Genomic DNA, 21,729 nt, shown 5'->3' with positions numbered 1-21,729 from the left:
GGTCTGATCCAGATGTACATACCCACTCTATCCGACATGTTTGAAGCCCATCAGCGCATCAAACCGCACATCCATCGCACGCCTGTCCTTACCTCGACGTTCATCGACACGCTTGTCGGTGCCAATCTGTTTTTCAAATGCGAGAACCTGCAGAAAGCCGGTGCCTTCAAGGCCCGTGGCGCCTCCAATGCGGTCTTTGGCCTCAGCGAAGAGCAAGCGGCGAGGGGCGTTGCCACCCATTCGTCCGGCAACCATGGCACCTGCCTATCCTATGCCGCCGGGCGCCGGGGAATTCCGTGCACCGTCGTCATGCCGCGGACGGCACCGCAAGCCAAAAAGGACGCGGTGCGGGGCTACGGCGGCCAGGTCGTCGAATGCGAGCCATCGACGTCATCGCGCGAGGCGGTTTTCGCCGAGGTCGTCGCCGAAACGGGCGCCGAATTCGTTCATCCCTATAACGACCCCCGCGTCATCGCCGGCCAGGCGACATGCTCGAAGGAACTGATAGAGCAGGTCGATGACCTGGACGCGGTGATTGCACCCATCGGCGGCGGCGGCATGGTATCGGGCACCTGCCTGACGCTGACAAATCTTGCGCCAAGGGTGAAGATCTATGCCGCCGAACCCGAACAGGCCGACGATGCCTATCGTAGCTTCAAGGCCGGACACATCATCGCCGACGACGCGCCCAACACCGTCGCGGACGGTTTGAAAGTTCCGCTGAAAGAGCTGACCTGGCACTTCGTAAAGAACAATGTCAGCGACATCCTCACTGCATCGGAGACTGACATCATCGATGCCATGAAGCTCATCTGGAAGCGTATGAAAATCGTCATGGAACCGTCGAGCGCCGTTCCGCTGGCGGCCATTCTGAAGAACAAACACCTGTTTTCCGGCAAGCGCATCGGCGTCATCGTCACCGGCGGCAATGTCGATCTCGACACGTTACCCTGGCAATAAGGGAGAGGTAAATGAACATGCAAGCAAACTTCGACGGCCTTCAAGTCGGCTATGATGTACCGGCTCTGCCGGGAATGAGTGTCGAGGACATCCAGACGCCGTGCCTGATCCTCGATCTCGACGCGCTGGAGCGAAACATCCGGAAGATGGGTGACTACGCCAAAGCGCACAATATGCGTCACCGCGCCCATGGCAAGATGCACAAGTCCGTGGACGTCATGCGCCTCCAAGAGCAATTGGGCGGAGCCATCGGCGTGTGCTGCCAAAAAGTGTCCGAAGCAGAGGTCTTCGTCAGAGGCGGGATCCGGGACGTCCTCGTCTCCAACCAGGTGCGCGATCCGCTGAAGATCGATCGCCTTGCCCGACTTCCCCAGCAGGGCGCCAGGATAATCGTATGCGTCGACGACCTGGACAATGTCGCTGAACTGTCCACCGCAGCCCGGAAACATGGCACGTCTCTGGATTGCTTCGTTGAAATCGACTGCGGTGCCGGTCGGTGCGGGGTCACCACGAGTTCAGCCGTTGTCGCGCTTGCTCGCGCTATCGATGCGGCTCCAGGCCTCCGCTTTGCCGGCATCCAGGCCTATCAGGGCGCCATGCAGCACATCGACAAGTATGAAGACCGCAAGCTCAAGCTCGACGTCGCCATTGCACAGGTGAAGGACGCTGTCGAAGCTCTGAAGAGCGTCGGCCTGCAGCCTGAACTGGTGAGCGGCGGCGGTACCGGCAGCTACTACTTCGAGAGCAATTCCGGCGTCTATAACGAGCTGCAATGCGGAAGCTACGCTTTCATGGACGCCGACTACGGACGCATCCAGGACAAGGACGGCAACCGGATCGACAGGGGCGAATGGGAAAACGCGCTCTTTCTGTTGACCACCGTGATGAGCCACGCGAAGGCCGACAAGGCGATTTGCGACGCTGGCCTAAAGTCACAGTCGGTCGATTCCGGTCTGCCTTTCGTCTTTGGCCGCAGCGACGTGAAATACGTCAAATGCACCGACGAACACGGCGTCATCGAAGATCCGCATGGCGTCCTGAAGATAAACGAGAAGCTTCGTCTCGTTCCCGGCCATTGCGATCCGACCTGCAATGTCCACGACTGGTATGTCGGCGTCCGCAACGGCAAGGTCGAAACACTTTGGCCGGTATCGGCAAGAGGCAAGGCGTATTGAGATGATCATCGTTCCAGAGCGCGCAATTGCAGATCTGATCGGATCGGCCGAATGCTTTACCGCTGTAGAACAGGTGTTCGCCGCCATGGCCAGAAAATCGGCCTATAATTTTCCGGTGGTCCGCGAATCGATAGGATATGCAGACGCGCTCTACGGATTCAAATCAGGTTTCGACCGGGAGAGCCTCTCTCTCGGTCTGAAATCCGGAGGTTTTTGGCCGAAAAATGCGGAAAAGGGCCTGACCAACCACCAATCGACGGTATTCCTGTTCGACGCGGACACCGGACGATGCCGTGCTGTGGTGGGCGGAAATCTTCTGACCGCATTACGGACCGCAGCGGCGTCTGCAATCTCGATCAAATATCTGGCCCGTGAAGACGCGAAGATCCTCGGCATTATCGGCGCCGGACATCAATCAACCTTCCAGCTAAGGGCAGCAGTCCAGCAGCGAAACTTCGAGAAAGTGGTTGCCTGGAACTATCATCCGGAAATGCTGGCCCGCCTCGAGGACGTTGCCAGAGAGATCGGCTTACCCTTCGAAGCCGTCGATCTCGACAGGCTCGGAGCAGAGGCCGACGTGATCATCTCGATAACCTCGTCATTCAGTCCCAGCCTGATGGCCTCCCAGGTTCGTCCGGGCACGCATCTGGCCTGTATGGGAACCGATACCAAGGGCAAGCAGGAGGTGGACGCCAAGCTGGTGGCTGCGTCTTCGATCTTCACCGATGAAGTGGCGCAGGCGATAACCATCGGCGAATGCCAGCATGCCATCGCCGAGGGCCTGATCGCAGAAGAAGACATTCTTGAGATTGGCGCTGTCATCACAGGCGACGTGAAAGGGCGCCGCTCAGCCGACGACATTACCTTGTTCGACGGAACAGGCGTCGGACTGCAGGATCTGGCGGTGGCCTCGGCTGTCGTCGACCTTGCGGTTTCGAAAGGTGTAGCGATCGAAGTCGATTTCTAATCGTCGCTAATCATTCCGGTCGAGGCGCGAGTTTTGAAAGGACCGGTTCCCACTTCTTCTATGTGTGGCCGAGCATGAGGTTTTCGATGAGCAGTGGACTTCCAGGCTTTCGTGGCTTCGATCACATCGGCATCACTGTGCCCAATCTTGGCGAGGCAATTGCCTTCTTCTGCGATGTGATCGGATGCGAACTTATCTATCGTGCCGGCGCGTTCGGAGATGACGAAGGCACGTTCATGAGGGATCAGTTGAATGTCCACCGGCGCGCGCGAATTCGCGGCGTGGCGTTTCTGCGCTGTTGGAATAACTCGAACTTAGAGCTGTTCGAATACGATTCTCCCGATCAGAAAAATGTTGCACCCAAAAACAGCGATATCGGCGGGCATCACATCGCGTTCTACGTGGAAGATATCGAAAGGGCTGTTGAGCATCTGCGTCACCACAACATTCGCATACTCGGCAATCCGGTTGTTGAACCGGGGGGGCCGGACCATGGCGTGACTTGGCTTTATTTCCTGGCGCCTTGGGGACTGCAGTTGGAACTCATAACCTATCCGACAGGGAAGGATTACGAGGCGGAAACGCAAGCTCGACTTTGGGATCCGCGCCTCACTTGAAGGATCATGAGTTGCCATTCGTCTTCAAGCCGATCACCGCTCGTTATTTGCGGCAACGAGTCGCGGCTGCAGAGGAGGGGCATCGCATTCATAGCGCTGAATGTAATCGTTGACATAGGCAACATTGCCTGATTGTATACGTTAACATCCGCGCAGAACCAGCGACCTTGGAAGAGAGGCGACAATCTGTGAAGCTTAACGCTTCTCATCAACTGACTGCTGGAGGCGGCAATTACCAATCCCCAGGGAACTCGTCATGACAATAAAGCGACTTGATACTGTGACTCACGCTTGTGATTTGGAGGCGCGCTATCGACCAATCGCGTTGAAGGCTGTGGTTGCTGCCTGTTGCATACGCTCTAAAATAGATCATCACAGATCTGGCAAAAGAGAACCTCGTCTATTGGAATTTCATTTCGACCGTTACTCGGAACAGGAGCGATAAACGTAGCGGGATCGAAACTTTGATTGTTGGCCGATGAGGCGCATGTCTTTTCCATGGTAGTTGGCTGGCCATACCGCGTATTAGAACTTGCGGAGGCGCTGGCGCCGACCGTTGGGCATCACATAACGCCGGCGCCGACCGTCAGTGTTTTTCGCGCGGACTCTGCAGCCAAGAATGTCCCCAAGTTTCAGCAACCGGGAACGCTCTTCATTCTGCAAGGGACGGAAAAGCTATCTTGTCCCGGCAACGTCCACATCGTTGATCCAGATCATTTTATGCTGACTTCGGCCCCTGTCGCATTCCACATCGATACCGATGCTGCCGTCACAAAGCCGTTGCTGTCTGTCCACGTAGCGTTTGACCCAGCCACGGCAATGGATATCGCTTCGCAGATGGAGTGGCAAGGTGGCGCGATCAGCAAACCTGCGGCGATATGCCAGACGTCTGGTCGGATCGATGATTCAATGAAAGACTTTCTCTACCGCCTGCTGACAACGCTATGTGATCCCCTGGCGTGTCGAATTTTAATTCAAGGCCTTATTCGCGAGCTTCACTTTTTGTTACTTCAACGCGATGAGGGCAGCGCAATTCTTGCTGGGCTCGAGGGAAGGGGGGCACGTGGCAAAGTACTCAAGACCGCCGCTGAACTCTTGGATCGGCGGCGAGTTGGAATCACAATTAACACGGTTGCCGCGTCGGCCGAGCTTGGGCTTTCGTCGTATCATAGCCATTTTAAGGCACTATTTGGCTCCACACCGCTCGAATATCTGAAGGCGGCGAGGCTTCACGACGCCCGAAATTTGCTCAGGTCCCGCGATGTGAACATTGCCGCAGTCGGACAAGCGGTCGGCTATAAGGGCACGTCCCAATTTAGCCGAGAATTCCATCGGCACTTCGGTCGTACTGCGCGTGAGGAGCGGAAGCTTTTGGAGATTTCCAAAAGTAACTCCGACCTCGTATAATCAATTCGATCATCTTCCCAGTGTCCACCAGTTCGAACGAATGCCTATATCTGAAGGCATCATTAGCGACATAATGCGGTTCCATAAGATAGATTACGCCACGCCTACAATTTAAAGTTGTCAATCTCAACTCAAAGTGCGACATGCCAAGGAAAAACAATGGCGGCCGGCAAGGCGCATGGCTACTTCTCGACGGTTGCCAACGATCTCCGCCAGCCCTAGCTGACTTTTCTGCCCTCGGCGCGCCTTTCTGCGATATGGCTGGCGATCGCACCAACGATTCGACAGCGTCAGCTTAGTCAAACTTATTGGCGCGCAGGCCCTCCAAAAAGGTTCGAAAGCTCTCCACAGCCCGCTTCGCGATGGCATCCGGATTTTCGGCATTAGCGATCCATTGCGCCGCACTGCTGCTGGCGGCGTTGATCAGGCGAGCACCGGCTTCAGGGTCGATATCGACGATGACACCTTCTTGTTTCAAGGTCTCGAGACTTTGGGCCACCGCGGCGATGCAGCCGTTTGCATTCGGCCACTGCGATGGATCGCCGAGGACGGCCGGCCCATCACGAAACATGATGCGCTGAAGTTCCGGCTCCAGCGCCATTAGGACGTAACCAATATTCTCATCCACGAATCCCTGCCAGCGCGTCGATGCCATAGAAGAGATCTCGCAGAGTCGGGCCGTCATCTCGCTGTCGATCTCGGCTACAACGGCCGCGAACAGTCCTTTCTTGTCGCCGAAGTGATGATAAAGAGCGCCGCGCGTGAGTCCGGCTTCACCTGTAAAGTCGTCCATGGAAGATTCGGCGTAACCAGAGGCACCAAATGCTCTTCGGCCTGCAGCCAAGAGCTTAGCCCGAGTCTCAGCAATCATTTCATTACGTGACCTGCGCATAGGTCCTCCATCATCCATTCTCATACGTACCGTATGTTAATTGACATACGCCGTGTATTTGATTACACATTTACATACGTTACGTATGTACGTGGCGTTAGCTCTAACACGGAACACGCCGATGCATAATCCATATGTAGAAATTTTCCGCGCGCCCGGTACTAAAAGCTTTTCCGCTGCAGGTTTCTTCGCCCGCCTTCCAATAGCGATGGCGCCGATCGGTATCGTCGCCATGCTTTCTCAGACTCATGGAGGATATTGGCTCGCCGGCGCTGTCTCCGCGACCTTTGCGCTGACCAACGCCGTGATCTCCCCGCAGATTTCGCGGCAGGTGGATCAGCTGGGCCAACGGGCCGTCCTGATCCCCACCACCGTCGTCTCGGTGATCGCATTCGGGACGCTGATCGCGGCCGCAAACCAGGGTTGGCCTTCGTGGACGCTGTTCCTCTCGGCACTCTTTGCTGCAACAATGCCCAGTATTCCAGCAATGCTGCGTGCCCGCTGGACAGAGATCTTTCGCGACAGACCTGAGCTTAATACAGCCTTCGCCTTTGAATCCGCTGCGGACGAACTTGTCTATATCGCTGGCGCATCGCTTTCTGTCGGCCTGGCTGTCTCGCTGTTCCCGGAGGCGGGCATGATCGTGAGTACTCTCTTTATGGCGCTCGGCAGTTTTGCCTTTCTCGTGCAGCGTTCGACAGAACCGAAAGTGCGCCGGGTCGACATGGGCGCCAACCATCGGTCGGCAATCTGGTTGCGCCCGGTCCAGATTATCACGCTCGCGTTGGTCTTTGTCGGCTCTACCTTCGCCACGGCTGAGGTCAGCGCTGTTGCAATTACCAAAGAGCTCGGGCGGCCTGAAGCTGCCAGCTTCGTCATCGGCGTTTATGCCATTGGCTCTTTCATGGTTGGCCTCATAATCGGAGCGATAAACCCCAAGCTGGCCCTCCAGCGCCAACTGCTAATCGCTGTCGGCGTGCTTGCGCTCACCGCTCTACCACTTCTCATCGCCAGCAGTTCTGTCTGGCTGCTTGCCTTCGCAGTCTTCGTGAGCGGCATCGCCATCTCACCCGTCTTCATCACCGCCTTCGGGCTCATCGAGCGCCGCGTGCCGGAATCGATGCTGACGGAAGGTGTGACCTGGGTTATGACCGGCATTGGTATCGGTATGGCGCTCGGCGCCTTCGTCTCCGGCTGGGTGGTCGACACTTACGGCCCGAGCAATGGTTTTTGGGTTTCGGTCGCAGCCAGCTTGTCTGCAGTACTGATCATAGGCATGGGTCAGCAGAGTCTCACTGGAGACCGAACAGTGGCGCCGCTCCCGCTCAGGCAACCTGCAGAGTGATACAACCGCGTTCCCCATCTTCGCTTTCGCTCGCCGCTGGTAGAAATACGCCCTGCGGCGAGCAGTCGCACGCCTTGATGCGAACCGTCCGTTGTTTTCTATCGCACCTCGAATTCCGGATCGGGCGGAACCTGCATGGCGAGGGCGAGATGGTTTGTCTGCGCGGCAAGCCCGATGATCGTCAGGAGTTCGCCATGTTGGGCATCGCTCATCCCTCGCGCCCGGGCGGCTGCGGTGTGGGATTGAACGCAGTACTGGCAGGCATTGGCCGTCGACACCGCTATGTAGATCATCTCCCGCGTCAACGGATCGATGGCGCCTTCAACCGTCATGACCGATTTGAGCGTCTCCCATACTCGCTTGAGGTTTGCGGGGTCGTTTGCAAGAGCACGCCAGAAGTTGTTGATGAAATCGGTCTTGCGTGTCGCCCTGATGTCATCGAACACGGCTTGCACGGCCGGAATGTCTGCGGCCTCTTGATCCGACAGAAGTTTGACTGTTGCCATCGAAAGTTCCTTTCCGGCGCCGATCTACGGCATCAAGCATGATGTTGTTCGGCGATCCCGCGCCGTCGGCGGAAGATACGAAGAAACGGCAGCGGCCGCCAGCCTCCCGCCTGGCGAGGAAATCGAAGCGGCTGTTTCACGAAAGCAGGCAAAATTAGAAATTATTGTCTACAGATTTTGTAGATTATGCGGTTCCATAGCCCTGTCGACTTCAGCGCTGAGATTTCGAACGCCCAATGGATGCATCCTTGGGCGCATGTAACCCGCCGTTTTCTTCCAGATCAAACAGGAGATTTCCATGAGCAATCCGGTTCTCGTCAATCAGATCATTCCCGAGTCCGATACCGTCCCGCTGACCGGCCGTGTTGGCGCCGAAATCAAAGGCATCCGCCTCGGCGGAGAGCTTTCGGATGCAACGGTGGCCGCCATCAACCAGCTTCTCCTGAAGCACAAGGTGATCTTCTTCCGCGATCAGGGACATCTTGACGATCCAGAACAGGAAGCCTTCGCACGCCGCCTCGGCGATCTCGTGCCGCATCCAACCCAGGGACCGGTCGCCGGCACGGCGTCCATCCTCAATCTCGATTCCAGCCGCGGCGGCGGCAGGGCGGACCAGTGGCACACCGACGTCACCTTCGTCGACGCCTACCCCAAATTCTCCGTCCTTCGCGGCGTCGTCATTCCGGCGGCTGGCGGCGACACGATCTGGTCCAACACCCATGCCGCATATGAAAGCCTGCCAGCGCCGCTCAAATTGCTGGCGGATCATCTATGGGCCATTCACAGCAATGCCTATGACTATGCCGCCGTGCGCCCTCGCGCCACCGCCGAGGAGAAGAAGCATTTCGAGGAGGTTTTCACCTCGACCATCTACGAGACCGAGCATCCGGTCGTGCGTGTCCATCCGGAAACCGGCGAAAGATCGCTGTTGCTCGGCAACTTCGTTCAGCGCCTTGTCGGCCTGTCGAAGAGCGACTCCGTAAAACTCTACGAGGTGTTCCAGTCTTACGTCACCGCTCCGGAAAATACCGTGCGCTGGCGCTGGAGAGCCGGCGACGTGGCGATCTGGGACAATCGCGCCACGCAGCACTATGCCGTCAACGATTATGGCGACCAGCACCGCGTCGTGCGCCGCGCCACCGTCGATGGTGACGTTCCCGTCAGCATCGACGGCCGCCGCAGCGTAACCCACGTCAAGGCTGCCAAGCCGCAAGCAAAGGCGGCGTGATCGCGCACATATGAGTGTCGCCCGGAAGCAAAATGCGCCGCATGCCTTACGAGAAGGACAGCTTCTCGCTCGGCCGGGTCAGCGTTTCCGGGCGCAGCACCGCATCGAGATGCTCCTTCTGCATCAACCCGCGTTCGAGAAGGATTTCATAGACCCCCCGTCCCGAATGATGCGCTTCCAGCGCAACCTCGGTGGCATTGCGGTAGCCGATATAGGGGTTGAGCGCCGTCACGATGCCAATCGATTGCTCGACCATCTGCCGCAGCCTTTCGCGGTTGGCGGTGATGCCTCGAATGCAATTCGCCTCGAGCGTCAGGCAGGCATTGGTGAGATGGCTCAGGCTGCGATAGAGGCTGTAGAAGATCACCGGCTCGAAGGCGTTCAGCTGCAGCTGGCCGGCCTCGGCGGCCATGGTGATCGTCACGTCGTTGCCGATCACTTCGAAGGCGACCTGGTTGACCACTTCAGGGATAACAGGGTTGACCTTGCCGGGCATGATCGAGGAGCCGGCCTGGCGTGCCGGCAGATTGATCTCGTTGAAGCCGGCGCGCGGCCCCGAGGACAGAAGCCGCAGGTCGTTGCAGGTCTTGGAAAGCTTGACCGCCACCCGCTTGAGGACGCCCGAAAGCTGCACGAACGAGCCGCAATCCTGCGTCGCCTCCACCAGGTCAGGTGACGTCACCAGATCGACGCCGACGATCGCAGACAGGCGCTCGCGCACCAGCGCCGCATAGCGAGGATGGGCGGTGATGCCAGTGCCGATCGCCGTCGCGCCGAGATTGATCTCGCGGATCAACGACACCGCTTCGGAAAGGCGTGCCTCATCCTCCGCCAGCATCAGCGCGTAGGTTCCGAATTCCTGCCCGAGCGTCATCGGCACGGCGTCCTGCAATTGGGTACGGCCCATCTTGAGGACGTCGGCGAACTCGACCGCCTTGGCCTCGAAGGCCCGGCGCAGGATCGCCATGGCGTCGACCAGACGGTGAACGCCGATCCATGCGGCAAGCTTCAACGCCGTCGGATAGACGTCGTTGGTGGATTGCGAGAGATTGACGTGCTCGTTCGGATGCAGGTGCTGGTAGTCGCCGCGGCGATGGCCGAGGATTTCGAGCGCCCGGTTGGCAATCACCTCGTTGGCGTTCATGTTGGTCGAGGTTCCCGCCCCGCCCTGGATCAGATCGACGACAAACTGGTCGTGCAGCGCTCCGTCGCGGATTTCGATACAGGCCGCAATGATGGCGTCGGCCCGCTCCCGATCCAGAAGGCCGAGGCTAACATTGGCCTCAGCCGCCGCCTGCTTGATCGCCGCCAGCGATGCGATCAGATCCGCCGATTCTTTCAGGGTCTGACCGGTAATCGGAAAATTCTCGACCGCGCGCAGCGTATGCACGCCGTAATAGGCCGAGGCCGGTACGTCGCGATCGCCGATCAGGTCGTGCTCAACGCGGATAGCAGTCATATCGGATGTCGTCATGGCAGGAACTTTCGAAAGGGGCGCTGCAAGCACGCATTGCGGCGACGGGATGAAGAAGAGGATGGGCGCAGACGCGGCGGAATGGCCGCGTCCGGAGGTGTCATCGGGCCAGAGCGGCAGGACGAGGATCGTCCTCGTGCGGCTTCGATCCGCGCAGCTTGAATGGAAAAGACACGCCGCCTGTTGTAACACCCATCGTGTTCACGCGCGGGGGATGATGGAACGGCGCGAGCCGGCTTCGGATCTCAGGCGAACCGATGCCGAGCCGCTCGAGGAGCTCCGTCACGACGGCGTAAAGGATTTCAAGATTGCCGTCCTCGATCTTGACCGAGATGCCGAGCGCCCCGTCCGTTCCCAATCGCCGGGTTTCATCCGAGGCCCGCACACCGATCGCGTAGCTGGCATCGGCTCCAAGCTTGCCGATGAGGGCACCGTTGAATGCGCGCATCAGCAGCGTGCAGTAGCGTCCCTCGCCCGCAACCATGTCAGGATGGCGCGCCATTGCCTGGAAGATGCGGGCGAGTGCCGGCCCCCGCGTCGACGAAGCCTCGCCCGCCTCTTCCCCGTCGGCTGCCGCGGCAAGCTTGGCATAGATGCGGGCCAGGCGGTCCAGGGCAAAGGCGGGGGTCGGGAGATTGCATCCGTCGATCCCCCATTCGACCTCCCGGGCGTCCAGATCGCAGAGTTCGGCGAGCGCGCGCTTGACCCGCCCCTGCATCGGATGATCCGGCAGGTGGTAGTCCTCCATGCCTGCCCCGATCGCCCGGGCGCCGGCAAGCATGCCGACGTGCTTGCCCGAACAATTGCTGCAGACTGCCGTCGGGATAAAGTCCTGCTTGATCCAGACGCGGTTGACCGTTTCCGACAGCGAAGGATGGCCGCCGCAGCGAAGGTCGGCCTCCTCGGCCTTGATCTTCGACAGCATGGTTCGCGTGCGCGCGATATGCCGCTCTTCGCTGCTGTGGGACGCGCACATCAGCGCAATATCCGCATCATCGAAGCCGAAACGCTCGACACCCTCCGTCTCCAGGATGGCAAGCGCCTGGGCCGGCTTGGCGGCGGAGCGGGCAAGCGTCAGGCGCGCCGGATTTCCGAGCGTGTAGAGCAGCCTGCCCTTGGCATCGACGACCGCCGCGTGGACGCGGTGCCTGTTCTCGACGATCCCGCCACGATCGGTGACGACGAAATCCTCACTCATGTCTCTCTCCATTCATGCCGCACCCCGGCGGCGACTGCGCCGCCGGAGAAAGCTTGGGTATCAGGCGAGATCGAAACCGCCGCGATCCTCGCCCTGTTCGGCGGCGAGCATGTGGATGCGCTCACGCATCAAGAGCCAGCCGACCACCAGCGCCGGAATGATCAGGGCCAGAGAAGCGACCGTGTAGGTTCCAACCGGATAGTCGAGAGCCATCAGGATCACGACGACAGCAAGGAAGCCCAGGGTCAGCACGCCGGTATAGGGCGCGCCGAACATCCGGAATTCAGGCCGCGCCAGCTTGCCCTGCCGCGACAGCTGCCACAGCTTGAGCTGGCAGAGCACGATCACCCCCCATGCGGCGATGATGCCGAGGGCGGCGACATTCAGGCCGATCTCGAAGGCTTCTGCCGGAACGACGGCGTTCAGCACGACGCCGAAGGCGGTCACGACAGCCGTCACCGCAATGCCGACATAGGGCACGCCGGAGCGGTTCATTTTCGCCAGTGCGGCCGGCGCCGAGCCTGATATCGCCATGGAATGCAGGATGCGGCCGGTCGAATAGAGGCCGGCATTGAGCGACGACAGGACGGCGGTCAGCACCACGAGGTTCATGACGACGTCGGCGCCCTGGATGCCGATCTTGCCGAAGAAGGTCACGAACGGGCTCTCGCCGCCCTTATAGGCGGTATAAGGCAGCAGCAGCGACAGCAGCAGGACCGAGCCGACATAGAAGACCACGAGGCGCAGCACGACCGTGCGGATCGCCCGCGGCATGACCTTGCGGGCATTTTCGGTTTCACCGGCGGCGGTGCCGATCAGCTCGATCGAGGCATAGGCGAAGACCACGCCCTGGATCACCACGAGAGCCGGCAGGACGCTGTTCGGGAACACGCCGCCGAAATCGGTGATCGTGTTCAGGCCCGGAACATGGCCATCGATCGGCGTGCCGGTGACGACGAAGTAGACGGCGACGATCAGGAAGACGACGAGGGCAAGGACCTTGACGAGGCTGAACCAGAATTCCAGTTCCCCGAAGACCTTCACCGACAGGAGGTTCATCGAGAGGACGAGGACCAGCGCCGCCAGCGCAAACACCCACTGATCGATCATCGCGATCCACGGGACATAGGCCTTGAAGAAATTCATGTAGAGGGCGACTGCAGTGACGTCGGCGACCGCCGTCATCGCCCAGGTCAGCCAATACATCCAGCCGACCGCGAAGGCGAGCTTTTCGCCGTAAAATTCGCGGGCATAGGAGACGAACGAGCCCGAGGTCGGGCGATGGACGATCAGTTCGCCGAGGGCTCTGAGAACGAGGAAGGCGAAAAAGCCGCACAAGGCATAGACCAGCACAAGTGCCGGACCGGCAGCGGCAAGCCGGCCGCCGGCGCCGAGAAACAGCCCCGTGCCGATGGCGCCGCCGATGGCGATCATCTGGATCTGCCGCGGCTTCAGCGCCTTGTGGTAACCGAGGTCCTCCTCGGCAAAGACCTGGCCATCGGCCTCGCTTCTGTTGGATTGCATCACTGTCATTTCTCCTCCCTATCCATGGGTTCGGCAACCTCCCGGCCGCCCCTCCGCGCAGATCCATAAAGATGTTAATCTGCTATGCGGTCTGACAGGTTTGCCGATTAAAGGAAAAACTACCCTGCAGTCAAGGATTTTTGCTCTGCTATTTGTGGATGCGTAACCGACGGCCTGGGAGAGGCGGTCTTTGGCGGCAGGATTACATCGATTCACGAAGGCGTTGTTGAGAGCGCCACAGACCTTAGTGCGACTCGGCGCCGATGATACGGCTGACAGCCGCCTCGACCTTCTTCAGATGAATTTCCATTGCCGCCTGGGCTTCGGCCTCCGCCCCTTTGCGGATGGCTTCGACGATGGCGCGATGCTCTTCATTCGATTCCTGACGCCTCGGCCCCAAGGCGGTCAGCAGCCCGGACTGCCGCGCCATCGCCTCGCGGACATCATCGACAATGTCGCGAAAAACGGCATTCTTCGATGCCTCGGCAATCAGCCCGTGAAAATCCGAATCCAGCCGCACCCAGACCTCGGTATCTTCTTCCTGTTCCATCCGGTCGCAAAGCGCCAGCAGCCGGGACAGCTCATCGTCGCTCCGGCGCAGCGCCGCCCAGCCGGCAGCTGATACCTCGACGAAGGGACGCGCCTCCATCAGATCACGCGCCGAATAATTGCCGTAGCGGATATCTCCGTCGGCTGCGGCGGTAAGCACATAGGTCCCGCTCCCGGTCCGCGTCTCCGTCAGCCCCAAAATCTGCAGCGAGCGCAGCGCTTCCCGCACGATCGGGCGGCTGACACCGTATTTTGCCGCGAGTTTCGCTTCCGACGGCAGCTTCGAACCGGCGGCAAAGCGGCCGGACAGAATGAGATTGCGCAACTCCTCGAAAACCAGTTCCGAGGCGCTTTTTCGACTGAGGATCGCGGAGTCGGAAAGCCAGCTTTCTAGATCATTCATCGCTTTGCATTCGATCGGCAGCGACCCGGATATCCGGGCGCGACAGTGGAAATCATATCGTCAGCGGCGCGCGCTCTTCACCGGCAATGCCGATGATGGAGCGCTTGACCTCGAGCAGGTGCTCCGCCATGGCGGCGCGCGCATCCGCCTCGCTGCCTGCGGCAATGGCCTGCAGAATGCGGCGGTGCTCGGCGTTGGAGGCTTTGCGCCGGCCGCGAACATGCTCCACCAGTTCCGATTGCGTCGAAAGAGCGCCGCGGACATCGGCGACGACTTTCCGGAAGATCGCGTTGCCCGAGGCTTCGGCGATCTCTCCATGAAACTCAGCGTCCATCCGCACCCATGTCTGAACGTCCTCCTCCTCGTCCATCCGGTCGCACAAGGATGAGAGCGACGCCAGTTGCGCGTTCGAGCGCCGCAATGCCGCCCATCCCGCAGCCGGGATCTCGATGCAGGGGCGCGCCTCCATGAGATCGCGGGCGGAATAGGCGCCGCCGCCGAGCTGCCGCGCCGGGCTCTCCGAGACGACGAACGTGCCCCGCCCCGTCCTGGTTTGCGTGAAACCCAGCGTCTGCAGCGAGCGAAGCGCCTCACGCACGATGGCCCGGCTGATGCCGTAACGTTCGGCAAGCTGCACCTCCGCGGGAAGACGGGTTCCGAGCGCCAGTTTCCGACTAACAATAGCCGTGCGGATATCTTCGAAGACCGCTTCGGCAGCGTTTCTCCGGCCTATCTCTTTCTTCTCCGACAGCCATGAATCCATATCCTGCATCGAAGGACGATGCGGGCATTCGAAAGAGCTGTCAAGCAACCGGACAGGTGCGTGCAGACGCGCCGGCGGGATGCCGACGCGGGGCCTACCAGAGCTTCATGTGACGGTTGACGTCCTTGTAGAGCAGGTAGCGGAAGCGGCCGGGGCCGCCGGCATAGCAGGCCTGCGGGCAGAAGGCGCGCAGCCACATGAAATCGCCAGCCTCGACCTCGACCCAGTCCTGGTTGAGGCGATAGACCGCCTTGCCCTCCAGCACATAGAGCCCGTGCTCCATGACATGGGTTTCCATGAACGGGATCACCGCGCCCGGCTCCAGCGTGACGATATTGACGTGCATGTCATAGCGCACATCGGCCGGATCGATGAAGCGGGTCGTGCCCCAGCGCCCGTCGGTGTCGGGCATGGCCCGGATCGGATGGTCATCCTCATGGGTGACGATCGCCGGCGGCGGCTCCAGTCCCTCGACTTCCTGAAACGCCTTTCGAACCCAGTGGAAGATCACGGCAGCCGAGCCATCATTCTTCAGGCGCCAGGCCGAACCGGCAGGAATATAGACGAAGGAGCCGGCGCGCAGCGTATGGCTGACGCCTTCGAGCTCCACCGTCATGCCGCCTTCAACGACAAACAGCACCGCTTCGGCCCGCTTGTCCGGCTCCGGCCGATCGCTTCCGCCGCCCGGCTGAACCTCCATCACATATTGCGAGAAGGTCTCGGAGAAGCCGGAGAGCGGACGGGAGAGAACCCATGCCCGCGTCCCCTCCCAATGCGGCAGGAGGCTGGTGACGATGTCGCTCATGACGCCGCGGGGGATGACCGCGTAAGCCGTGGTGAAAACCGCCCTGCCGGAAAGCAGCTGGGTCTGCGGCGGCAATCCGCCGAGCTTCGAAAAATAATCTGTCTTGTTCATCGGTCCGGGCTTCCAAGCATTTGTTTCTGCATCTGCTTTATGCGCCGCGGGCCGGATAGGCAACTGCGAATAGGCCAAACCAACCTACCGGTCGGCCATCACCAGATGCCCGGGCCCGACCTCGCGATAGAAGGTGGCCGGGGGCTTATAGTCGACGGCACGCATCGGGCTCTTGATCTCGTCATTCGCCACCATGCGTTTTTCGTGGCGGCGGTCGGGATCCGGCACCGGCACGGCGGCGATGAGTTTCTTCGTATAGGGATGCTGCGGATTTTCGAAGACGGCGGCGCGCGGGCCGATCTCGACGATCTCGCCGAGATACATCACCGCCACGCGGTGGCTGACGCGCTCGACCACCGCCATGTCGTGCGAGATAAACAGGAAGGCGAGGTTCAGGCTCTGCTGCAGGTCGAGCATAAGGTTGATGACCTGCGCCTTGATCGAAACATCGAGCGCCGACACGCTTTCGTCGGCGACGATGACCTTCGGCTGCAAGGCGAGCGCCCGGGCGATGCAGATGCGCTGGCGCTGGCCGCCGGAAAATTCATGCGGGTAGCGCGAAGCCATGTCCGGGGAAAGGCCGACCTTGACCAGCAGGTCGACAACGACCTCCCTCGCCTGTTTCGAATTGCCCATCCGGTGTTCAAGATAGGGCTCGGCGATCGCCGCACCGACCGTCATGCGCGGATTGAGGCTGGCGAAGGGATCCTGGAAGATCATCTGCACGGATTTGCGCATCTCGCGCAGATCCTTCTTGTCGAGGCCGATCACCTCCCTGCCCTCGACGAGAACGGAACCGGCCTGCGGCTCGATGAGACGCATGATGGCGCGGCCCGTCGTCGATTTGCCGCAGCCGGATTCGCCGACAAGCGACAGCGTCTCGCCGGCGTGCAGATCGAAGGAGACGTTTTCAACCGCATGCACGCGGCTCGTCAGCCGGCCGAACAGGCCGGAGTGAATGTCGAAACGCTTCGTGAGGTTCTTCACCTGCAAGACCGGCGTTGCTGCGACGGTATCGGCGGCCTCGGCCGGAATGTCGGATTCCCCTGTCGCCGTATTGACCACGGGAAAACGCAGCGGCCGCTGACGGCCCTGCATCGAGCCGAGCACCGGCACGGCCGACAGCAGCGCCCTGGTGTAAGGATGTTTGCCGCGGTGAAAAATATCGGCGGTCGGGCCGCTCTCGACCTGCTCGCCGCGATACATCACCACCGTCCTGTCGGCGATCTCGGCGACGACGCCCATGTCGTGGGTAATGAAGAGAACCGAGGTCCCCTCCTCTTCCTGCAGCATCTTGATGAGATCGAGGATCTGGCCCTGGATCGTCACGTCGAGCGCCGTTGTCGGCTCGTCGGCGATCAGCAGTTTCGGCCGGCTGGCGAGCGCCATCGCGATCATCACCCGCTGCCGCATGCCGCCGGAAAAACGATGCGGATATTCGTCGAAGCGCGTGGCGGCCGAGGGGATGCGAACCTTTTCCAGGAGCCTGATCGTTTCGGCCCTGGCATCGGCCCTACTGATATCGGAATGGCAGAGCAGCGCTTCGGAAATCTGATCGCCGATGGTGAAGAGCGGATTGAGCGATGTCATCGGCTCCTGGAAGATCATCGCCACCTCATTGCCGCGCACCTGCCGCATGGCCTGTTCCGGCAAGGCCAGCAGATCGCGCCCGCCGAGTATGACGCGGCCCTCGATGCGGCTCACTTCCGCCTGCAGCAGCCGCATGATCGACAGCGAGGTGACGCTCTTGCCCGAGCCGGATTCGCCGACGATCGCCACGGTTTCGCCGGGCGCCACGGTGAAGGAAACGTCGCGCACGACAGGCTTCCAGGCGCCGTCGACCAGAAAGGACGTCGTCAGCCCCTCGACGGAAAGAACGGGGATGGCGGTCTCGATCGATTGTGCTTGGACGCTGCCCATGTCGGCTCCTCTTGCGGCGGATGAGAACGGCGGATCAATCCGGCCAGCGCAGCAAGCCGTCGAAGCGATGCCTGCTACGGTTTTCGATCGGGGTTGCGATGATCTCGTTGGAAGCGCGCGCCTTGTCGAGTTCCTCGGCCAGGCGGTTTGCGACGATGACCTCCTGGCCCGGATGCAGGTTGCACGGGTCGAGATAGAAGTAGCGGTGCTCCACTTCATGGTCGCGCACGATGATCGGCGGGTTGCCCCTTGCCAGCGCATCGGCGAGATCCCAGGCGGTGATATGCGCCTGTTCGGGATCGACGATCAGGCGCAGCCGGTCGAGCGGATTGTTGGTCGGGTCGGGTTCGATCAGCGCGGTGATGCCGGGGCGGCCGTCGAGCGTGCGTTTCCACAGATTGAGATAACCGGTCTCGCGTTCACGGATGCCGGCATGGTCGCGGCTTTCCCAGGCTTCGAGGGCCGCCATGACGCCGAAGATGCTTTCCTTGCCGACCTTCATGCCGCGGCCGATGCCCATATTCTGCAGGAAGGCATGGCGCACCAATTCCTTCCGGCCGGCGACGATGCCCGAGGTCGGGCCGCCGAGGAACTTGTGACCGGAATAGAGCGCGATATCGGCCCCCTGCTCGAGGAAAATCCTCAGATCATATTCCGACGCCGCATCGACGATAACAGGCACGCCCCTGGCATGGGCGATCTCGACGAATTCCTTGAGGTTCAGCAGGCCGTAATCGACGACATGATGGGAGACGACATAGACGGCGGCGGCGGTCTTGTCGGTGATCGCCTTCTCCATGTGGAAACGGTGCGTCGAGGTCGCCTGCCCCACGAGCACGACCTTGCCCCCGGCAAGCCGGATCGCCTGATCGACCGGGGCGCCATAGCTCACCACATGGCCCATCTGCACCAGCACCTCGTTCTTCTCGGGCACGGCATCCGGCAGCTTCTCGATCGCCAGCAGATCATCGCCGGTGATGGCGCCGGCGACGGCGAGCGAAATGCCGGCCGAGCAGGAGGCGGTGACGAAGCCGGCTTCCCCGCCGGTCAGCCGGGCGATGACGCTGCTTGCCTTGCGCTGCAGGTCGTTGATCTCGACGAAGTGCGGCAGGATGGAGGTCATCGCGGCGATCGCCTCCGGAACGACGATCGAGGCGCCGAGGCTGGTCATCGTGCCGGACACGTTGATGACGGGGCGAAGGCCGAGCGAAGGTCTGATATCATCGGGCATGAAGATCTCCGGAAGTCTGGGGCGAAAAGCCGAACATGGCGCGATCATCCGGCAGTGTCGAGCAGCCGGAGCAAAAGCCTGGGTTAAAATAGAAAGAGCTCATCCGAAGACCACTCCAAACATCAAAGCGCCTCAGCCATGCAAGGCGACGATGGCCTCGATCTCGACGGTGATGTTGCCGGGCAGCGAGCCGAAGCCGACGGCCGAGCGGGCATGTTCGCCGGCCGCGCCGAAGACCGCGATCAGCAGATCCGAGCAGCCGTTGATGACACTCGGATGATCTTCGAACTCAGGCACGGCATTGACCATGCCGAGCAGCTTGACCACCCGCTTGACGCGGGAGAGATCGCCGAGCGCCTCCTGCATGACGGCAAGCAGGTTGATGCCCGTCAGCCGCGCATGCCGGTAGGCCTCCTCGACACCGACGCCGCCGCCGACCTTGCCCGCATGCAGGAAGCCGTCGGCCTCGCGCGGCCCCTGGCCGGAGAGGTAGAGCATATTGCCCTCCACCACATGCGTCACGAAATTGGCGATCGGCGGCGGCGGCGGCGGCAGCTTGATGCCGAGGGCGGCTAACCGTTGGTAAGGCGAGTTCTCAACCTTGCCGGCGGCGTTGGGAAATTGATTCACGCAAACTCCTGTCATGCGAATTTTGGATTGGCGAATTTGGTTTTGGATTGGCCGATTTAGGTCGGCGGATTAAAGGTCCTTGCGAAGTCTTGGATCGAGCATGTCCCTCAGGCCATCGCCGACCATCTGCAGCGACAGCACCGAGAGGATGATGGCGACACCGGGAAACAGCGTCATCCAGTCGGCCTGGCCGATATATTGCCGGCCGGCGGCGATCATCGTTCCCCAGGTCGGAATCTCCGGGCTGACGCCGAGGCCGAGGAAGGAGAGGCCGGCTTCGGCCAACATGGCGCTGGCGAAGAGGAACGTGGCCTGCACCAGGATCGGCGACAGCAGATTGCGCAGCACATGCCGGGTCATGATGTGGAAGGTGGAAATGCCGAGCGCCCTCGCCGCCTCGACATAGGGCAGTTCGCGAATGACCAGCGTCGAGGCGCGGACAATGCGGGCAAGGCGCGGGGAATAGACGATCGACAGCGCGATGATGACAGTGGTCAAGGACGGGCCGAGCGCAGCGACAAGGGCGATCGCCAGCAGAATATCCGGGAAGGCCATCATCGCGTCGATCAGCCGGGCGATCGGCGTGTCGAGCTTCTGGAAGAAGCCGGCAAGCAGGCCGAGCGTGACGCCGATCACCGCCGACAGGCTGACGACCGCCGCGCCGACGAGCAGCGACAGGCGGCCGGCAAAGATCGTCCGCGAGAAGACGTCGCGGCCGAACTCGTCGGTGCCGAAGAAAAAGGTGCCGCCTGGCGGCTTCAGCCGGTTGACGATCGAAAGCTTGGAGGGCGAATAGGGCGCGACCATAGGCGCGAAGACCGCCAGCAGCACGAAGATCGCCAGGATCAGCAGGCCGAAGGCCACCGTCTTGCGTTTCAGCAAGCGGCGGAGGAATTTGCTGCCGCCGCTCTCGGCGGGCTTGATTGCAATGTCGGCCATCAGTAGCGCACCCTCGGATCGACCAGCAGATAGAGCATGTCGATCGCAAAATTGATCAGCACGTAGAGCGCGGCGATGACGAGCAGCGCCCCCTGGATGACGGGATAGTCGCGGCGCAGCACCGCCGAGACGACGAGATTGCCGACGCCGGGCAGGCCGAAGACCGTTTCGGTGACGACGGCGCCCGAAATCAGCACCGCCGCCGTCAGGCCGAGCACCGTGAGGATAGGGATCAGCGCATTCTTCAGCGCGTGCTTGAGGATGACCTTGCGCTCGACCAGTCCCTTGGCGCGCGCCGTGCGGATATAATCGTCGCCGAGCACATCGAGCATCGAGGCGCGGGTGAAACGCAGGATCAGCGCCGAGGAGACGATGCCGAGCGCGAAGGCCGGCAGCGTCAGATGATACATCCGGTCAAAGAAGGTCGAGCCCGGACCGCCATAACCCGAGACCGGGAAGAGGTTGAGCCGGACGGCGAAGAATTGCATCAGGATGAGGCCGAGCCAGAAGCTTGGGATGCTGGCGGCAAACATCGCCAGCGTCGTTGCCGCCTGGTCGACGAAGGAGCCGCGCCGATAGGCGGCATAGATGCCGATCGGCAGCGCGATGATGCTGGCGATGGCAAGCGAAAACAGCGTCAGGAAAAAGGTCGGCTCGGCCCGGTCGAGCAGCGCCGACGTCACAGGCATGTTGAGGAAGATCGACTGGCCGAGATCGCCCCGCAGCAGTTGGCCGATATAATAGACATATTGCAGGCCGAGCGACTGATCGAGGCCGAGCCGGGTTCGGAGATCGGCAACATCCTGCGGCGTCGCATCCGGCCCGAGCATGACGGCGGCCGGATCACCCGGCGTCACCCGCACGATGACGAAGACGATGGTGACGACAAGAAACATCACGACGATCATGCCGAACAGGCGCTGGAGGATATAGCGGATCATCCGAACTGCTCCCGCCGTTGGTGCATGGAGTACCGTAGCGAATGCCCCCTCTCTCCCTCATTCCTGTGCTCGTCACAGGAATCCAGCGCGCCCAAGTCCTTGGGCGCAGAAGACTCTTCGACTGGAAAAGGGTCATTCACGGCG

At 60.9% G+C, this 21,729-nt stretch carries 20 protein-coding genes; 7 read left to right on the top strand and 13 right to left on the bottom strand.

The window, feature by feature from the left end; translation table 11 throughout:
* Window positions 1–12 precede the first annotated feature (12 nt).
* The 5 genes from bhcB (at window position 13) to CO671_RS27640 (ending at window position 5,126) form a co-directional block, all read left to right on the top strand.
* Entirely contained in the window at window positions 13–960 is a 948-nt protein-coding gene (gene bhcB, locus CO671_RS27660; RefSeq protein ID WP_170965063.1) for a beta-hydroxyaspartate dehydratase BhcB, read from the top strand.
* An 11-nt stretch (window positions 961–971) separates the two neighbouring features.
* Complete coding sequence (gene bhcC / locus CO671_RS27655; protein ID WP_097608618.1) at window positions 972–2,135, top strand: 3-hydroxy-D-aspartate aldolase BhcC; 1,164 nt, start codon at window positions 972–974, stop codon at window positions 2,133–2,135.
* Window position 2,136: 1 nt separating this feature from the next.
* On the top strand, window positions 2,137–3,102 hold the full coding sequence (bhcD, locus tag CO671_RS27650) for an iminosuccinate reductase BhcD (protein WP_097608617.1): 966 nt from the start codon (window positions 2,137–2,139) through the stop codon (window positions 3,100–3,102).
* 86 nt (window positions 3,103–3,188) lie between these two features.
* A complete protein-coding gene (locus tag CO671_RS27645; protein WP_097608616.1) occupies window positions 3,189–3,719 on the top strand; it encodes a VOC family protein in 531 nt (176 codons plus the stop codon).
* Window positions 3,720–4,190: 471 nt separating this feature from the next.
* Complete coding sequence (locus CO671_RS27640) at window positions 4,191–5,126, top strand: AraC family transcriptional regulator (protein ID WP_245425041.1); 936 nt, start codon at window positions 4,191–4,193, stop codon at window positions 5,124–5,126.
* 295 nt (window positions 5,127–5,421) lie between these two features.
* On the opposite strand, the gene CO671_RS27635 is transcribed toward CO671_RS27640, so the two are convergent.
* Window positions 5,422–6,018, bottom strand: a complete 597-nt coding sequence (locus CO671_RS27635) for a TetR/AcrR family transcriptional regulator (RefSeq protein WP_170965062.1) — start codon at window positions 6,016–6,018, stop codon at window positions 5,422–5,424.
* A 121-nt stretch (window positions 6,019–6,139) separates the two neighbouring features.
* On the opposite strand from CO671_RS27635, the gene CO671_RS27630 reads away from it, so the two are divergent.
* Window positions 6,140–7,363 (top strand): MFS transporter, encoded by a 1,224-nt coding sequence (locus CO671_RS27630; RefSeq protein ID WP_097608615.1) that lies wholly within the window; start codon window positions 6,140–6,142, stop codon window positions 7,361–7,363.
* Between the two features lie 98 nt (window positions 7,364–7,461).
* Here the strand turns inward: CO671_RS27630 and CO671_RS27625 are convergent, their stop codons facing one another.
* Window positions 7,462–7,869 (bottom strand): carboxymuconolactone decarboxylase family protein, encoded by a 408-nt coding sequence (locus CO671_RS27625; RefSeq protein WP_097608614.1) that lies wholly within the window; start codon window positions 7,867–7,869, stop codon window positions 7,462–7,464.
* Window positions 7,870–8,167: 298 nt separating this feature from the next.
* Here CO671_RS27625 and CO671_RS27620 point away from each other — a divergent pair, with 298 nt between their 5' ends.
* Window positions 8,168–9,097 carry a TauD/TfdA family dioxygenase gene (locus CO671_RS27620; RefSeq protein ID WP_097608613.1) on the top strand — a complete coding sequence of 310 codons (930 nt, stop codon included), beginning with the start codon at window positions 8,168–8,170 and terminating at the stop codon, window positions 9,095–9,097.
* Between the two features lie 46 nt (window positions 9,098–9,143).
* On the opposite strand, the gene aspA is transcribed toward CO671_RS27620, so the two are convergent.
* The 11 genes from aspA to CO671_RS27565 all read right to left on the bottom strand — a co-directional run bounded on the left by aspA (window position 9,144) and on the right by CO671_RS27565 (window position 21,585).
* The gene (gene aspA, locus CO671_RS27615; RefSeq protein ID WP_097608612.1) at window positions 9,144–10,571 is read right to left on the bottom strand and encodes an aspartate ammonia-lyase; all 1,428 of its coding nucleotides are present in this window, start codon (window positions 10,569–10,571) and stop codon (window positions 9,144–9,146) included.
* A gap of 100 nt (window positions 10,572–10,671) precedes the next feature.
* Complete coding sequence (locus tag CO671_RS27610; RefSeq protein WP_097608611.1) at window positions 10,672–11,769, bottom strand: asparaginase; 1,098 nt, start codon at window positions 11,767–11,769, stop codon at window positions 10,672–10,674.
* Between the two features lie 60 nt (window positions 11,770–11,829).
* Window positions 11,830–13,302: an amino acid permease gene (locus tag CO671_RS27605; RefSeq protein WP_097608610.1), complete on the bottom strand. Its 1,473-nt coding sequence runs from the start codon at window positions 13,300–13,302 to the stop codon at window positions 11,830–11,832.
* A 235-nt stretch (window positions 13,303–13,537) separates the two neighbouring features.
* Window positions 13,538–14,245, bottom strand: coding sequence for a FadR/GntR family transcriptional regulator (locus CO671_RS27600; protein WP_097608609.1), 708 nt, complete (start codon window positions 14,243–14,245; stop codon window positions 13,538–13,540).
* A 52-nt stretch (window positions 14,246–14,297) separates the two neighbouring features.
* Window positions 14,298–15,017 (bottom strand): FadR/GntR family transcriptional regulator, encoded by a 720-nt coding sequence (locus tag CO671_RS27595; protein WP_097608608.1) that lies wholly within the window; start codon window positions 15,015–15,017, stop codon window positions 14,298–14,300.
* 85 nt (window positions 15,018–15,102) lie between these two features.
* On the bottom strand, window positions 15,103–15,924 hold the full coding sequence (locus tag CO671_RS27590) for a bifunctional allantoicase/(S)-ureidoglycine aminohydrolase (protein ID WP_097608607.1): 822 nt from the start codon (window positions 15,922–15,924) through the stop codon (window positions 15,103–15,105).
* A gap of 84 nt (window positions 15,925–16,008) precedes the next feature.
* A complete protein-coding gene (locus CO671_RS27585; protein WP_097608606.1) occupies window positions 16,009–17,844 on the bottom strand; it encodes an ABC transporter ATP-binding protein in 1,836 nt (611 codons plus the stop codon).
* A gap of 34 nt (window positions 17,845–17,878) precedes the next feature.
* A complete protein-coding gene (locus tag CO671_RS27580) occupies window positions 17,879–19,075 on the bottom strand; it encodes an aminotransferase class V-fold PLP-dependent enzyme (RefSeq protein WP_097608605.1) in 1,197 nt (398 codons plus the stop codon).
* Between the two features lie 132 nt (window positions 19,076–19,207).
* Complete coding sequence (locus CO671_RS27575; protein ID WP_004672416.1) at window positions 19,208–19,720, bottom strand: RidA family protein; 513 nt, start codon at window positions 19,718–19,720, stop codon at window positions 19,208–19,210.
* 54 nt (window positions 19,721–19,774) lie between these two features.
* Window positions 19,775–20,644, bottom strand: a complete 870-nt coding sequence (locus tag CO671_RS27570) for an ABC transporter permease (protein ID WP_097608604.1) — start codon at window positions 20,642–20,644, stop codon at window positions 19,775–19,777.
* Window positions 20,644–21,585 (bottom strand): ABC transporter permease, encoded by a 942-nt coding sequence (locus tag CO671_RS27565; protein WP_064819917.1) that lies wholly within the window; start codon window positions 21,583–21,585, stop codon window positions 20,644–20,646. Before CO671_RS27565 ends, CO671_RS27570 begins: the two co-directional genes overlap by 1 nt.
* Window positions 21,586–21,729: the final 144 nt, after the last annotated feature.

Source organism: Rhizobium sp. M10 (assembly GCF_002531955.1).
GTDB lineage: Bacteria > Pseudomonadota > Alphaproteobacteria > Rhizobiales > Rhizobiaceae > Rhizobium > Rhizobium etli_C.
The sequence above is the reverse complement of the archived record's forward strand: the minus strand, read 5'-3'. Positions and strand labels throughout refer to the sequence as shown.

Bases quoted from the DNA above. Each gene is read 5' to 3' on its own strand.
- bhcB (WP_170965063.1), top strand. From the start codon at position 13: ATGTACATACCCACTCTATCCGACATGTTTGAAGCCCATCAGCGCATC.
- bhcC (WP_097608618.1), top strand. From the start codon at position 972: ATGAACATGCAAGCAAACTTCGACGGCCTTCAAGTCGGCTATGATGTA.
- bhcD (WP_097608617.1), top strand. From the start codon at position 2,137: ATGATCATCGTTCCAGAGCGCGCAATTGCAGATCTGATCGGATCGGCC.
- CO671_RS27645 (WP_097608616.1), top strand. From the start codon at position 3,189: ATGAGCAGTGGACTTCCAGGCTTTCGTGGCTTCGATCACATCGGCATC.
- CO671_RS27635 (WP_170965062.1), bottom strand. From the start codon at position 6,018: ATGCGCAGGTCACGTAATGAAATGATTGCTGAGACTCGGGCTAAGCTC.
- CO671_RS27630 (WP_097608615.1), top strand. From the start codon at position 6,140: ATGCATAATCCATATGTAGAAATTTTCCGCGCGCCCGGTACTAAAAGC.
- CO671_RS27625 (WP_097608614.1), bottom strand. From the start codon at position 7,869: ATGGCAACAGTCAAACTTCTGTCGGATCAAGAGGCCGCAGACATTCCG.
- CO671_RS27620 (WP_097608613.1), top strand. From the start codon at position 8,168: ATGAGCAATCCGGTTCTCGTCAATCAGATCATTCCCGAGTCCGATACC.
- aspA (WP_097608612.1), bottom strand. From the start codon at position 10,571: ATGACGACATCCGATATGACTGCTATCCGCGTTGAGCACGACCTGATC.
- CO671_RS27610 (WP_097608611.1), bottom strand. From the start codon at position 11,769: ATGAGTGAGGATTTCGTCGTCACCGATCGTGGCGGGATCGTCGAGAAC.
- CO671_RS27605 (WP_097608610.1), bottom strand. From the start codon at position 13,302: ATGACAGTGATGCAATCCAACAGAAGCGAGGCCGATGGCCAGGTCTTT.
- CO671_RS27600 (WP_097608609.1), bottom strand. From the start codon at position 14,245: ATGAATGATCTAGAAAGCTGGCTTTCCGACTCCGCGATCCTCAGTCGA.
- CO671_RS27595 (WP_097608608.1), bottom strand. From the start codon at position 15,017: ATGCAGGATATGGATTCATGGCTGTCGGAGAAGAAAGAGATAGGCCGG.
- CO671_RS27590 (WP_097608607.1), bottom strand. From the start codon at position 15,924: ATGAACAAGACAGATTATTTTTCGAAGCTCGGCGGATTGCCGCCGCAG.
- CO671_RS27585 (WP_097608606.1), bottom strand. From the start codon at position 17,844: ATGGGCAGCGTCCAAGCACAATCGATCGAGACCGCCATCCCCGTTCTT.
- CO671_RS27580 (WP_097608605.1), bottom strand. From the start codon at position 19,075: ATGCCCGATGATATCAGACCTTCGCTCGGCCTTCGCCCCGTCATCAAC.
- CO671_RS27575 (WP_004672416.1), bottom strand. From the start codon at position 19,720: ATGACAGGAGTTTGCGTGAATCAATTTCCCAACGCCGCCGGCAAGGTT.
- CO671_RS27570 (WP_097608604.1), bottom strand. From the start codon at position 20,644: ATGGCCGACATTGCAATCAAGCCCGCCGAGAGCGGCGGCAGCAAATTC.
- CO671_RS27565 (WP_064819917.1), bottom strand. From the start codon at position 21,585: ATGATCCGCTATATCCTCCAGCGCCTGTTCGGCATGATCGTCGTGATG.